The sequence below is a fragment of the Cupriavidus sp. SK-3 genome (genome assembly GCF_000611145.1).
Classification (GTDB): domain Bacteria; phylum Pseudomonadota; class Gammaproteobacteria; order Burkholderiales; family Burkholderiaceae; genus Cupriavidus.
Genome location: NZ_JFJV02000205.1, coordinates 17,882 through 31,819, shown reverse-complemented (window position 1 = coordinate 31,819; position 13,938 = coordinate 17,882). Strand labels below are relative to the sequence as shown.

Here is a 13,938-nt window from a genome sequence, read left to right as displayed (position 1 = left end):
GACGAAATGACTAAAGTGGGCTCTAGAACGGAATATCGTCGTCCATATCCTCAAACCCGTTCGACGGCGCCTGCTGCTGACGGCGCGCGCCGCCACCCTGCTGGCCACCGGCCGCCTGGCCACCACCGCTGCGTGCACCACCACCGTAGCCGCCACCGCCACCGCCCGACGATTCACGGCCACCGCCGTAACCGCCGCCGCCCATGTCGTCACCACCACGGTCACCGCCGCCCATGCCCTGGCGCGAGCCCAGCATCTGCATTTGCTCGGCGACGATCTCGGTGCTGTACTTTTCCGCGCCGGACTGGTCGGTCCACTTGCGGGTGCGGATGCGGCCTTCGATATAGACCTGCGAGCCCTTGCGCAGGTACTGGCCAGCGATCTCGGCCAGCTTGCCGAAGAAGGCAATGCGGTGCCACTCGGTGGCTTCCTTCATTTCGCCGCTGGTCTTGTCCTTGTAGCGGTCGGTGGTCGCCAGGCGGATGTTGCTCACTGCGTCGCCGCTGGGCAGGTAGCGGGTTTCGGGGTCCGCGCCCAGGTTGCCGACGAGGATGACTTTGTTGATCGATGCCATGTGAATGTTCTCCCAGGGCCACGCCCTCTGCTGCAAGCGGCGTGGCAATGCCTTGACTGATGCGTAAACGAATAACGCGCCCCCGGCCAAGAAGTCGGACGCGCGGTCATGCTAGTGCCTATTTGCGGCAAAAAGCTTTGCGAAGTGATGCGGCCGGCCTTTTCTGGCCGGTCGCCACGCTGGCCGCCAACTTCAGGCGGCGACGGCCGGGGAACTGCTCTTCCGGGCCGGCGGCGACTTCATGTTCCAGGCGATTATAAGCCAGAGCAGCAGTACCACGGCACAGCCGAGGAAGACCGCGCCGCGGCCTTCGTGCTTGAGCAGCCAGCCACCGACCGCACCGCCCAGGAACAGGCCCATCGCCTGCGTGGTGTTGTAAACGCCAAGCGCCGCCCCGCGCGCGGCGGCGGCATAGCGCGACACCAGCGAGGGCTGCATGGCTTCCAGCACGTTGAATGCCACGAAGAACAGCAGCAGCACGCCTACGATTCCCCACAAACCGTGCACGGCGGCGAACATCAACTGCACCGCGGTCATCAATCCAACCGCGCCGAGCAGCACCGGGCGCACCTTGCCGTAGCGCTCGGCGGCCATCATCGGCCCGAGCATCAGCACGAACGAGACCAGCACCACCGGCAGGTAGACCTTCCAGTGCTGATCCAGCGGCATGCCGGCGTCGCTGAGCATGGCCGGCACGACCATGAACATGGCCACCTGGGACGCGTGCAAGGCCAGCACGCCGACATTCAGGCGGATCAGGTCCGCATTGAGCAGCACGGCGCGGAACGGCAGCCGCACGGGATGCGGCGGCGGCGGCGTGGGCACCAGGAACAGCGTCACCAGGATCGCGATCACGCCCAGCACCGACATCAGCGTGAAGATGCCCGGCATGCCGATGCTGTGCAGCAGCGGCGAGGCAATCACCAGCGACAGCGCGAAGGTCAGGCCGATGCTGCCTCCCACCATGGCCATGGCCTTGGTGCGGTGCTGCTCGCGGGTGAGATCTGCGATGCAGGCGGTAATGGCGGCGGAGATCGCGCCCATACCCTGCAGCGAACGGCCGAGGATGATGCCGGTGAGCGTGTCCGAACCGGCCGCCACCAGGCCACCGGCGATGAACAGCAGCAGGCCCGCCACCATCACTGGCTTGCGGCCAACGCGGTCGGACAGCCAGCCCAGCGGAATGTGCAGGAAAGCCTGCATCAGCCCGTAGATGCCCATGGCCAGGCCCACGCGCTGGGCGTCGTGCCCGTCGGGCAGGCCGCTGGCGTATTCGGCAAAGACGGGCAGGATCAGGAACAGGCCCAGCATGCGCAGCGCAAAGATGCTGGCCAGCGAAATGCTGGCCCGCAGTTCCATACGGGTCATGCGGTCGCGCCCGGCGGCGGGCTGAACCTTGGAATCGTCGGCCTTGGCCGCATCTTGGGAGGAGCTATGGATCGACGACATTGCGATCGTGGGGAGTTTCTCTGACGGATTGCCGGCTCGTGCACCGCGCACGTACCGCATCACCCCGGTGCTGACGGGGCGGCGACAACTTCGATCCATGGCCGGAGCGGAAGTTGCGGCCCCGGAAATTGCGGCCCCTTCTGTCACCGTTGCGCCGGGCGCCGCCAGGACGGAAGCATCCTTGCCTGACAACCCTCGGCAGCATGCCGGATGTGGGCATTGCAGGACACGTCTGATGGCCCATGCAACCCCCGGAAACCGAAGTTCGGTATATTAACAGGTTTGCTCCGCTGCGCTTTAGGGTCCGGATCGGACGCCGCAAGCCCCGGCGCAGGCTGGCAAAGCCCGGCCTGGGGCTGGCCTGAAGCCGGCTGCAGCCCTGCTGGCATGCTTTTTTCTTGAAATTCCGTGAGACCCGGCCTGTCGACCTGACCGGCGGCCCCGCCTGGCGAAGACAATCGGTATATGGAAGAAATTAGAATCCGTGGTGCCCGTACCCACAACCTGAAGAACATCAATCTCGATCTGCCGCGCAACAAGCTGATCGTGATTACCGGGCTGTCCGGATCGGGCAAGTCCTCCCTGGCCTTCGACACCCTGTATGCGGAGGGCCAGCGCCGCTATGTGGAGTCGCTGTCGGCCTACGCGCGCCAGTTCCTGCAACTGATGGAAAAGCCGGACGTCGACCTGATCGAAGGGCTTTCGCCGGCGATCGCCATCGAGCAGAAGGCCACCAGCCACAACCCGCGCTCAACCGTGGGAACGGTCACCGAGATCCACGACTACCTGCGCCTGCTGTACGCCCGCGCCGGCACGCCTTACTGCCCCGATCACAACCTGCCCTTGCAGGCGCAAAGCGTGTCGCAGATGGTGGACGCCGCGCTGGCGCTGCCGGAAGACACCAAACTGATGATCCTTGCGCCGGTGGTGGCCAACCGCAAGGGCGAGCATTCCGACCTGTTCGACACCATGCAGGCGCAGGGCTTCGTGCGCTTTCGCGTGCGTTCGGGCGGCGGCACCACGCATGAGGCGCCGGCGGTGGTCTACGAGGTGGACGCGCTGCCCAAGCTGAAGAAGACCGAGAAACACTCCATCGAGGTGGTGGTGGACCGCGTCAAGGTGCGCCCCGACATCAAGCAGCGGCTGGCGGAATCGTTCGAGACCGCGCTGCGCCTGGCCGACGGCCGCGCCATCGCGCTGGAGATCGATACCAACCAGGAGCATGTGTTCAGCTCCAAGTTCGCCTGCCCGATCTGCTCGTACTCGCTCCAGGAACTCGAGCCGCGCCTGTTCTCGTTCAATAACCCGATGGGCGCCTGCCCGACCTGCGACGGCCTGGGCCAGATCACCTTTTTCGACCCCAAGCGGGTGGTGGCCTTCCCCAATCTGTCGCTGGCCTCGGGCGCCATCAAGGGCTGGGACCGCCGCAACCAGTTCTACTTCCAGATGCTGCAGAGCCTGGCGGCCTACTACGAGTTCGAACTCGATACGGCCTTCGAGGACCTGCCGGCCGAGGTGCAGGAAGTCGTGCTGCATGGCTCCGGCGAAGTGGAGATCCCGTTCACCTATATGAACGAGCGCGGCCGCACCACGGTGCGCGAGCATGCCTTCGAGGGCATCATCCCCAACCTGGAGCGGCGTTACCGCGAGACCGATTCGATCGCGGTGCGCGAGGAACTGGCCAAGTACCAGAACAACCAGGCCTGCCCCGCCTGCCATGGCACCCGCCTGCGCACCGAGGCGCGCCATGTCAAGCTGGGAGAAAACGACCAGGCGCGCGCCATCTACGAGATCAATGGCTGGCCGCTGCGCGACGCGCTCACGTATTTCCTTACGCTGGACATGCACGGCGCCAAGCGCGAGATTGCCGACAAGATCGTCAAGGAAATCAGCGCGCGCCTGAACTTCCTCAATAACGTGGGACTGGATTACCTGTCGCTGGAACGCAGCGCCGACACGCTGTCGGGCGGCGAGGCGCAGCGCATCCGGCTGGCTTCGCAGATCGGCTCGGGCCTGACCGGCGTGATGTATGTGCTGGACGAGCCATCGATCGGCCTGCACCAGCGCGACAACGACCGCCTGATCGGCACCCTCAAGCACCTGCGCGATATCGGCAACTCCGTGCTGGTGGTCGAGCACGATGAAGACATGATCCGCGCCTGCGACTACGTGGTCGACATCGGCCCGGGCGCGGGCGTGCATGGCGGCATGATCGTCGCCGAGGGCACACCTCTGCAGATCGAGCAATCGGCCAACTCGCTCACCGGCCAGTACATGTCCGGCGCGCGCCGCATCGATGTGCCCAAGGCGCGCGCCGCGCCCGATGAGGAAAAGCTGCTGCGCATCATCAATGCCACCGGCAACAACCTGCGCAATGTCAGCGCCGATATCCCTGTAGGCCTGCTCACCTGCGTGACCGGCGTCTCCGGCTCGGGCAAGTCGACGCTGATCAACGACACGCTCTACCACGCGGTGGCGCGCCACCTGTACGGCTCCACCGCCGAGCCCGCGGCGCACGACCGCATCGACGGGCTGGAGCACTTCGACAAGGTCATCAACGTCGACCAGAGCCCGATCGGCCGTACCCCGCGCTCAAACCCCGCCACCTACACCGGCCTGTTCACGCCGATCCGCGAGCTGTTCGCCGGCGTGCCGTCGGCCAAGGAGCGCGGCTACGATCCAGGCCGCTTCTCGTTCAACGTCAAGGGCGGCCGCTGCGAAGCCTGCCAGGGCGATGGCGTGATCAAGGTCGAGATGCACTTCCTCCCCGACGTGTACGTGCCTTGCGACGTCTGCCACGGCAAGCGCTACAACCGCGAAACGCTGGAGGTGCTGTACAAGGGCAAGAACATCCACGAAGTGCTCGACATGACGGTGGAGCAGGCGCACGAGTTCTTCCTGGCGGTGCCGGTGGTGCGGCGCAAGCTGAAAACGCTGCTGGATGTCGGCCTCGGCTATATCCGCCTGGGCCAGTCCGCGACCACGTTGTCGGGCGGCGAGGCGCAGCGCGTCAAGCTGTCGCTGGAACTGTCGAAGCGCGACACCGGCCGCACGCTCTATATCCTGGACGAGCCCACCACGGGCCTGCACTTCCACGATATCGAGCTGTTGCTCAAGGTCATCCACAAGCTGCGCGACCAGGGCAATACGGTGGTCATCATCGAGCACAACCTCGACGTGATCAAGACCGCCGACTGGCTGCTCGACATGGGCCCCGAGGGCGGCGCCGGCGGCGGCCAGGTGATCGCCAAGGGCACGCCGGAAGCAGTGGCCGCGAGCAAGGCCAGCTTTACCGGCAAGTACCTGGCGCCGCTGCTCGAGCGCCGCTGAGTGGGTGCCATGCGCCTGGGTTCCCGCCTGATCCTTTGCGCCTGGCAATGCGCGCTGCTGCTCGGCGGCGCCATTGCCGCCAGCCCGGCCGCGGCGCAGGCGACCGTCACACCGATCGACCTGGCCGCGCCGCCGGCGCGCACGCTCGAAGAGCCGGCCGCGCCAGCGGCATCGGCCGCACCCGCGCAAGCCGCCCGGCCAGCGGAGCCTGCCAGCGCGGCCCAGGCGGCAGGCAAGGCCGGCGGCGAGGGGTTTCGCACCGTGTCCTTGACGACAGGCGGCGCGCTCCTGCTCGCGGCTATCGCAATCATGCTCCGGCACATGCGAAGCCGGCGCCGCAACGGCGCGTCCCCGCCGGGCAAGTAGTCCCGCGCGGCACCTTGCATTCGACCCTGCCCGGCCTACCATAGACTGCGAAAGGCCATTCGAAGCCGATCTGACGACTGACGCAGGCCAACGCAGGAGCACGGCCATGGAGTTCATCGTAGTGCCGGTCACCAAGCCCGAGGCGACCAATTTCATCTTTGGACAGTCGCATTTCATCAAGACCGTGGACGATATCCACGAGGCGCTCGTCGGCGCGGTGCCGGGCATACGCTTCGGCCTGGCGTTCTGCGAGGCCTCGGGCAAGCGCCTGGTGCGCTGGTCCGGCACCGACGATGCCATGATCGACCTGGCCTGCGAAAACGCGATGGCGATCGGCGCCGGCCACAGCTTCCTGCTGTTTCTCGGCGACGGCTTTTATCCCGTCAATGTGCTGACCGCGGTGCGCGCGGTGCCGGAGGTATGCAGAATCTACTGCGCCACGGCCAACCCGACCGAAGTGGTGGTGGCGCAGACCGCGCAGGGGCGCGCGGTGCTTGGCGTGGTCGATGGCGCTTCGCCGCTCGGGCTGGAAACCGAGCTCGACATTGCGTGGCGGCGGGACCTGCTTCGGGAGATTGGCTACAAACTGTAGCCGATCCTCCATGCCGGCCCTTCATCTTCAGTGCGCCTGCGCGGACGGCAATGCGCGCGCCGGCGGTTCGCTGTCGTCTTCCTTCATGCGGCTGCGGTTAAGCACGCCTGCCTCTTCCAGCACCGGATAGGCGGTGGCGCAGAAGAGCGAATTCAGGCGCTTCAGGTCGCTGATCACATCAAGGTGAAGCGAGCTGGTCTCGATGCTCTCGGCGGTCTGCACGGCGATGCGCTGCAGATGGCTGCGGGCGAACTTGCGCTCCAGATCGCGGAAGGTGGCCTTCTCGGCCATCAGTTGCTGCGCGCTTTTCAGGTCACCGGAGAGGAACACCGACAGCCCCAGGCGCAGGTTGGCCACGACGCGCGCGTGCATCTGCGAGATCTCCTGCATGCCCGCTTCCGAGAACGCCAGGTTATGGGCGATCTTCTTGTCGCGCGCGTCCTGCAGGATACGTTCGATGATGTCCCCGGCGTGTTCGAGGTTGATGGTGAGCGAGATGATTTCAGTCCAGCGCCGGCCATCGCGTTCGTCCAGCGCTTCGAGGCTGATCTGGGTCAGGTAGAGCTTGATCGCGGTATAGAGATCGTCCACCTCGTCGTCGATGCGGCAGGTGGCGGTGGCCAGCTTGGCATCGTTGGTGCGCAGCACGCGCAGCATATTGTCCAGCATCTGCTCGATGCGGTCGCCGATGCGCAGCACTTCGCGCGCGGCATTGGACAGCGCCAGCGCGGGCGTGGGCAGCGCGGCCGGATCAAGGTGGCGCGGAGTGACCTGGCTGTCGCCGGTATTGCGGCCCGGCAGCACCTTTTCACACAGGCGCGCCAGCGGACCAGTGGCGCCCAGCAGCAGCACCGCCAGCGCCACGTTGAACAGCAGGTGGAAATTGACGACCAGCCGCTGCGGATCGGCATCGACCAGCGCCAGCAGGTGCTCGGCCTGCCCCAGCAAAGGCAGCGCGATCACGCAGCCGAGCAGCCGCGACAGCAGGTTCCCCAGGGTGACGCGCTTGCCGGGCTGGTTATTGCCGGAAGTGGTCAGCAGCGCGGAGATGCCGGAGCCCAGGTTGGCGCCCAGCACCAGCGCCATCGCCACATGCAGCGACACCACGCCGGCCGAGGCCAGCGCCCCGCAGAACAGCACTACCGCCAGGCTGGAATAGCACAGGATGGTGAGGAAGGCACCGATCAGCATATCCAGCGTGGGATCGCCGGTGAGCGTACCGAACAGCACCTTGACGCCGGCGGCCTGCACCACGGGCCGGGTGGCGATGGAAATCAGCTCGAGCGCCAGCGTGATCAGCCCGAGGCCGATCAGTACGCGGCCCACGTGGCCGGGCTTGTTGCCCTTCCAGGACAAATGCAGGATCACGCCGACGAAAATCAGCAGCGGCGACAGCCACGAGAGGTCCAGCGAAAACACCTGCACCATGAGTGCGGTGCCGACGTTGGCGCCCAGCATGATGGCCAGCGCCGGGGCCACGGCGATCAGGCCCTGGCCCACGAAGGAACTGACGATGACCGCGGTTGCGTTGCTGCTCTGGACCAGCCCGGTCACGCCGAGGCCGGCGGCAAACGCCGTGAAGCGGTTGGAGATGCTGGAGGAGAGCACGTGGCGCAAATTGGCGCCATACACGCGCAGGATGCCGACCTTGACGATGTTGGTGCCCCACACCAGCAGCGCCACGCCGGAAAGCAAATGAAGTAGTACGCCCATGGTCCGCCCTTATGTGACCGGTACCTCCATCGCCTGCAGCCGCAAATGCAGATAAGCAAATGCAGATCGCACGATTCCGCCCGGTCATCGTATCGTTGTCAATGGGGCATTATGCTCCCGCGTGCATGTGCGGGCAACGCCATGGGCGTATGGCTTGGAAGGGCCGCAATACCGCGCCCCGCCTGGGATGGGCGGAGCGCGGATGATCCCTGGGCAGGCGTCAGTGTCCGTCGAAGCGGCAAACCGTGAACAGCGGCAGGCCGCTGTCGAGCAGGTGGCGCGAGCCTCCCAGCTCGGGCAGGTCGACGATGGCGGCGCCCTCCACCACCGTGGCGCCCAGGCGTTCCAGCAGCTTGCGGCCGGCCATCATGGTGCCGCCGGTGGCGATCAGGTCGTCCACCAGCAGCACGCGGTCGCCGGGCTTGCAGGCATCGGCGTGGATTTCGACCGTGGCGCTGCCATATTCGAGCTCGTACTCCTCCGCCACGGTCTGGAAGGGGAGCTTGCCCTTCTTGCGGATGGGCACGAAGCCAAGGTTGAGTTCGTAGGCCAGGATGGCGCCGAGGATAAAGCCGCGTGCGTCGATGCCTGCCACCACGTCAAGCCGGGCGTCCATATAGCGGTGCACGAAGACATCGATCAGTACGCGCAGCGACTTGGGGTCCTGCAGCAGCGGCGTGATGTCGCGGAACATGACACCGGGCTGCGGCCAGTCCGGCACGGTACGGATACGTTCGCGCAGGTAGTGGGTGACATCGCCAAGGGCGGACGACTGGATGGTGGTAGTGGGCATGGGGACTCGGTCGGACAGCCAGCCGCGGCGGCAGGCTGAATGCGGTAATGGGTTACTACCCGGGCTGCCGCAAACGGCAACACAATGGGCACAAGGCTCAGGCGGGCCGCACGGGCATTCCGGCGCGGCACCCGGCCTGACAGCCGTAACCATACAGGAGACCGTGATGGCAAAAAAGATCTTGATGCTGGTCGGCGACTATGCCGAAGACTATGAAACCATGGTGCCGTTCCAGGCCTTGCAGATGGTGGGCCACACGGTCCACGCGGTGTGTCCGGACAAGGCCGCCGGCGCCAGCTGCCCCACCGCCATCCACGATTTCGAGGGCGACCAGACCTACAGCGAGAAGCGCGGGCACAACTTCGCGCTGAACGCGAGCTTTGCCGATATCGATCCGGCAGCCTACGACGGGCTGGTCATCCCCGGCGGCCGGGCCCCCGAATACCTGCGCCTGAACGAACGGGTGCTGGAGATCGTGCGTCACTTCGCCAGCGCCAACAAGCCGATCGCCGCGGTGTGCCACGGCGCCCAGTTGCTGGCCGCGGCCGGCGTGCTGGAAGGCCGGACCTGCTCGGCCTATCCGGCCTGCGCGCCCGAAGTACGGCTGGCCGGCGGCAAGTACGCCGACATCCCGGTCGACCAGGCACACACCGATGGCAACCTCGTGACCGCCCCGGCATGGCCCGCGCATCCGGCCTGGCTGGCGCAGTTCCTTGCGGTCCTGGGCACCCGGATCGTACATTAGAGACTTCCGAACGCGGCCGGCGGGCAAACCCTCGCGGGCCGCCACGCACGGGAGTTGTTCTATGTGTGAAATCTTCATCCGGGCCAACCCGCAGTCGTACGAGGGCCAGTCGCGCTCCCTGCGGCTGCACGGGGTGGCCACCAGCATCCGGCTGGAAAGCCTGTTCTGGGAAGTGCTCGAAACGCTGGCGCGGCGCGACGGCATGAGCGTGGGCCAGCTCATCACCCGGCTGCACGACGAACTGACGGCGTACCGGGGCGAGGCGGCGAACTTCACGTCATTCCTGCGCGTGTGCTGCCTGCGCTACCTGCTGCTGCAAGGCGAAGGCCGCATCCCCGCCGACCAGAGCGTGCCGGTCGGCTCGCTTGATGCACGGGCCGTGCTGGAAGGCCTGCCGCCATCCTGGGCGGAACCGGCGCGCCCCGCCAGCCGCGCGGCGGCATAAGGCCGCATTCCCTGCCGCGGCGCCCGGGTCAACCGGCCAGCATGCGCTGCTCGGCTGCCTCCAGCGCCTCGGGCTGCCCGCGCAGCACCACGATATCGCCTGGCTCCAGCACGGTTTCCGGCTGCGGATCGAACGCGCGGATGCCGCGCCGGCGCACCGCCGTCACCTCCACCCCGATGCGGTCCAGCCCTAGCGCGCCCAGCCGCCGCCCCACCGCCGTGGCCTCGGGGCCGAGCGAGACCGACTGCAGCCGCACCGACTCGCGCTCGACCATATCCTCCTCGTCGTCGCGTCCGTGGAAGTAGCCGCGCAGCAGGCTGTAGCGCGCATCGCGCGCCTGCTGCACGCCGCGCACCACCCGCCGCATCGGCACGCCCAGCAGCACCAGGGCGTGCGAGGCCAGCATCAGGCTGCCCTCGATGCTTTCCGGTACCACCTCGGTGGCGCCCGCCTTCTGCAGGATATCGAGCTCCGAGTCGTCCATGGTACGCACGATGACGGGGAGCGCCGGCTCCAGCTCCTGCACGTGGTGCAGCACCTTGAGGGCGGAGGGCGTGTTGTTATAAGTGATGATCAAGGCAGCTGCCCGATGCAGGCCCGCCGCGATCAGCGCCTCGCGCCGGCCCGCGTCGCCGTACACCACCGTGTCGCCCGCGGCGGCGGCCTCGCGCACCCGATCCGGGTCAAGGTCGAGCGCCACGTAGGTGATGCCCTCTCGCTCCAGCATATGCGCCAGGTTCTGGCCGCTGCGGCCGAAGCCGCAGATGATGGCGTGTTTTTCGGTCTGCAGGCTCTGCGCCGCGATACGCGTCATATTGAGAGACTGCATCAGCCATTCGTTGGCGGCAAAGCGCAGCACGATGGCGTCGCTGTACTGGATCAGGAACGGCGCCGCCAGCATCGACAGCAGCATCGAGGCCAGGATGACCTGGATCAGCACCGGATCGACCAGGTTCAGGCCGTCGATCTGGTTAAGCAGCACGAAACCGAACTCGCCAGCCTGTGCCAGCCCCAGGCCGGTGCGGATCGCTACCCCCTGGCGCGAGCCGAACAGGCGCGCCAGGCCGGCGATCAGCAGCAGCTTGAAGATGATCGGCACGATCAGCAACGCCAGCACCAGCCACAGGTGATCGAGCACCACGTGAATATTGAGCAACATGCCGATGGTGACGAAGAACAGCCCCAGCAGCACATCGCGGAAGGGCTTGATGTCCTCCTCCACCTGATGGCGGTACGGCGTCTCGGAGATCAGCATGCCGGCGATGAAGGCCCCCAGCGCCATCGACAGGCCCAGCCGCTCGGTCAGCGCCGCCATGCCCAGCGTGACCAGCAGCAGGTTGAGCATGAACAGCTCCTGCGAGCGGCGCGCCGCCACCACATGGAACCAGCGGCTCATGACCCGCTTGCCGACAAAAAAGATCAGGCTCAGGGCCACCACGATCTTGACCGTGGCCAGCCCGAGCGCCATCGCCATGTCGCCGGGATCGCGCGACAGCGCCGGAATCACGATCAGCAGCGGCACCACCGCCAGGTCCTGGAACAGCAGGATGCTGATGATATTGCGCCCGTGCTCGCTTTCCAGCTCCAGCCGCTCCGACAGCATCTTGGAGACGATCGCGGTGGACGACATGGCCAGCGCGCCGCCCAGCGCCACCGAAGCCTGCCAGGACAGCGGAAACAGCCAGTTGAACGCCCAGCTCGCCGGTATCACCACCAGCAGCGACAGCACCACCTGTGAGCCGCCCAGGCCGAATACCTGCCGCTTCATGGCTTTGAGCTTGCCCAGGCTGAACTCCAGCCCGATCGAGAACATCAAAAAGACCACGCCGAACTCGGCCAGGTATTTGGTCTGCGCGGTATCGCTGGCCAGGCCGAGCGCGTGCGGCCCGATCAGGATGCCGACCACCAGGTACCCCAGCATCGGCGGTAATTGCAGCATGCGAAAGGCGACCACGCCGAACACGGCGGCGGCCAGCAGCACAAGGGTCAGGTCCAGCGGAGAGTGCATCGGAAGGATCAGGGTACGCCACCACCGGGCCAGGACAACCCGGCTCGGGCGGCCCTGCCGGCGGATTGCGGCAAGCACGGCAGCCGCCCCGGCCGCCCGATCCCAGGAACAGCCCAAGCGCCATCGCATTCGTTGGTATACTTCGTCGCCATGATAGCTAATTTCAATGCGGATCGAGCACTTCGGCTCGCTCGCGAGACCCTCCAGATCGAAGCCGATGCCGTCGCCGCCCTCGCGGGCCGCCTGGATGGCGAATTTGCGCAGGCCGTGCAACTCACTCTGAATTGCAGCGGACGCGTCGTCGTGTCGGGCATCGGCAAGTCGGGACATATCGGGCGCAAGGTCGCGGCCACGCTGGCATCGACCGGCACGCCGGCATTTTTCGTGCACCCGGCCGAGGCCAGCCATGGCGACCTGGGCATGGTCACGCGCGACGATGTACTGATTGCCTTTTCCAATTCCGGAGAGACCGCCGAACTGCTGTCGATCGTGCCGATCGTCAAGCGCATCGGCGCCAAGCTGATCTCCGTGACCGGCAACCCCGCCTCCACGCTGGCCAAGCTGGCCGACGCCCACCTCAACGCCGGTGTGGAGAAAGAGGCCTGCCCGCTTAACCTGGCCCCCACCGCCAGCACCACCGCCGCACTGGCGATGGGCGATGCGCTAGCGGTGGCGGTGCTGGACGCGCGCGGCTTCGGCGAGGAGGACTTTGCCCGCTCGCATCCGGGCGGCGCGCTCGGGCGCAAGCTGCTGACCCATGTGCGCGACGTCATGCGCAGCGGCAACGCGGTGCCCAAGGTACGCGAAAGCACGCCGCTGGCGCAGGCCCTGATGGAAATCACCCGCAAGGGCATGGCCATGACCGCGGTGGTGGATCCGGACGACCACCTGATCGGCGTCTTCACCGACGGCGACCTGCGCCGCCTGCTGGAAACGCCGCGCGACTGGAAGACCGTGCCCATCAGCGAGGTGATGCACCGCTCGCCGCATACGGTGGGGCCGGACCAGCTGGCGGTGGAAGCCGTGCAGGTCATGGAGGCGAACCGCATCAACCAGATGCTGGTGGTCGATGCGGACCAGCGCCTGGTCGGTGCCCTGCACATCCACGACCTGACCCGCGCCAAGGTCATCTGAGGGCACCCACAAACTATGCGGGATATCCTGTCCTCCCTGAGCCGGCTAGGAATGCGCGCCTTGCCGCTGCTGTTGATGGCGCTAGTGGCGGGCAGCACTTTCTGGCTGGTGCAGGTCAATTCCCCGAAAGAAGGCGCCACGGGGCCGGTGGGCAAGAAGCATGAGCCCGATTACTACATGATCCGCTTCTCCGCCACCGAACTGGCCGAGGACGGCAACACCAAGATGCGGTTCACCGGCGACAAGATGATCCACTTCGAGGACGACCAGACCTACGAAGTGACGCGTCCGGCCATGCGGGCATACGAAATCGACCGGCCGCCCGTCACGGGCCACTCCGATCGCGGCACGATGAACGCGGCAGGCTCGCTGATCGACCTGTTCGGCAATGCCTTCATCGTGCGCGCCCAAGGGCCGGACCCGGCCAAGGATCCGCAGATGACAGCCGCCTCGGAATATTTCCAGGTGCTGATCAACGATGACATCGTGAAGACCGACAAAGCCGTCAAGCTGACCCGCGGCCCGTCGGTGATGACGGCAAACGGGCTGATCTTCAACAATGTCACCCGCGAAGTACAATTGCTGGGTAACGTACGCGGCACCATTATTACGGGGCCGCCGGCGAGTCCCGCGAAGTAGCCCAGATAACAAAGACCCGAGAGGCTGTTGCCAGATGAAGCGAAGCAGTGCTGGCCAGGCGAGCGGGCGCAAACGGTACCCAGGCGGGTGCCGCCCGCGCAGCCCTGCCCGCCTTGCCCGGAAACAGCCGCCAGGAAACGAAGCCGCCCG

At 66.3% G+C, this 13,938-nt stretch carries 12 protein-coding genes; 7 read left to right on the top strand and 5 right to left on the bottom strand.

Features of this window, described 5'->3' with window-relative positions:
- Nucleotides 1-22 precede the first annotated feature (22 nt).
- The gene (locus CF70_RS19930; RefSeq protein ID WP_035868377.1) at nt 23-574 is read right to left on the bottom strand and encodes a single-stranded DNA-binding protein; all 552 of its coding nucleotides are present in this window, start codon (nt 572-574) and stop codon (nt 23-25) included.
- 192 nt (nt 575-766) lie between these two features.
- Nucleotides 767-2,023: an MFS transporter gene (locus CF70_RS19925; RefSeq protein ID WP_035868373.1), complete on the bottom strand. Its 1,257-nt coding sequence runs from the start codon at nt 2,021-2,023 to the stop codon at nt 767-769.
- 465 nt (nt 2,024-2,488) lie between these two features.
- On the opposite strand from CF70_RS19925, the gene uvrA reads away from it, so the two are divergent.
- From uvrA to CF70_RS19910, 3 genes are all read left to right on the top strand, one after another.
- Nucleotides 2,489-5,353 (top strand): excinuclease ABC subunit UvrA, encoded by a 2,865-nt coding sequence (gene uvrA / locus CF70_RS19920; RefSeq protein ID WP_035868370.1) that lies wholly within the window; start codon nt 2,489-2,491, stop codon nt 5,351-5,353.
- A gap of 9 nt (nt 5,354-5,362) precedes the next feature.
- Nucleotides 5,363-5,719, top strand: coding sequence for a hypothetical protein (locus CF70_RS19915; protein ID WP_035868366.1), 357 nt, complete (start codon nt 5,363-5,365; stop codon nt 5,717-5,719).
- Nucleotides 5,720-5,825: 106 nt separating this feature from the next.
- Nucleotides 5,826-6,311: an adenosine-specific kinase gene (locus tag CF70_RS19910; RefSeq protein ID WP_035868363.1), complete on the top strand. Its 486-nt coding sequence runs from the start codon at nt 5,826-5,828 to the stop codon at nt 6,309-6,311.
- A 27-nt stretch (nt 6,312-6,338) separates the two neighbouring features.
- On the opposite strand, the gene CF70_RS19905 is transcribed toward CF70_RS19910, so the two are convergent.
- Both CF70_RS19905 and CF70_RS19900 read right to left on the bottom strand, forming a co-directional pair.
- Nucleotides 6,339-8,024: a Na/Pi cotransporter family protein gene (locus CF70_RS19905; protein WP_035868360.1), complete on the bottom strand. Its 1,686-nt coding sequence runs from the start codon at nt 8,022-8,024 to the stop codon at nt 6,339-6,341.
- A gap of 220 nt (nt 8,025-8,244) precedes the next feature.
- Nucleotides 8,245-8,817 (bottom strand): adenine phosphoribosyltransferase, encoded by a 573-nt coding sequence (locus CF70_RS19900; RefSeq protein ID WP_035868357.1) that lies wholly within the window; start codon nt 8,815-8,817, stop codon nt 8,245-8,247.
- A gap of 166 nt (nt 8,818-8,983) precedes the next feature.
- Between CF70_RS19900 and CF70_RS19895 the strand changes: the two genes are divergently transcribed.
- Nucleotides 8,984-9,562 (top strand): DJ-1/PfpI family protein, encoded by a 579-nt coding sequence (locus CF70_RS19895; RefSeq protein WP_035868352.1) that lies wholly within the window; start codon nt 8,984-8,986, stop codon nt 9,560-9,562.
- A gap of 61 nt (nt 9,563-9,623) precedes the next feature.
- Complete coding sequence (locus CF70_RS19890; RefSeq protein ID WP_035868349.1) at nt 9,624-10,007, top strand: ribbon-helix-helix domain-containing protein; 384 nt, start codon at nt 9,624-9,626, stop codon at nt 10,005-10,007.
- A gap of 28 nt (nt 10,008-10,035) precedes the next feature.
- Here CF70_RS19890 and CF70_RS19885 read toward each other — a convergent pair whose 3' ends face one another.
- Nucleotides 10,036-12,015, bottom strand: a complete 1,980-nt coding sequence (locus tag CF70_RS19885; protein WP_035868346.1) for a monovalent cation:proton antiporter family protein — start codon at nt 12,013-12,015, stop codon at nt 10,036-10,038.
- Between the two features lie 150 nt (nt 12,016-12,165).
- Between CF70_RS19885 and CF70_RS19880 the strand changes: the two genes are divergently transcribed.
- The gene (locus CF70_RS19880) at nt 12,166-13,149 is read left to right on the top strand and encodes a KpsF/GutQ family sugar-phosphate isomerase (RefSeq protein ID WP_035868380.1); all 984 of its coding nucleotides are present in this window, start codon (nt 12,166-12,168) and stop codon (nt 13,147-13,149) included.
- A 15-nt stretch (nt 13,150-13,164) separates the two neighbouring features.
- Nucleotides 13,165-13,788, top strand: coding sequence for an LPS export ABC transporter periplasmic protein LptC (lptC, locus tag CF70_RS19875; protein ID WP_035868343.1), 624 nt, complete (start codon nt 13,165-13,167; stop codon nt 13,786-13,788).
- The last annotated feature ends 150 nt before the right edge of the window (nt 13,789-13,938 follow it).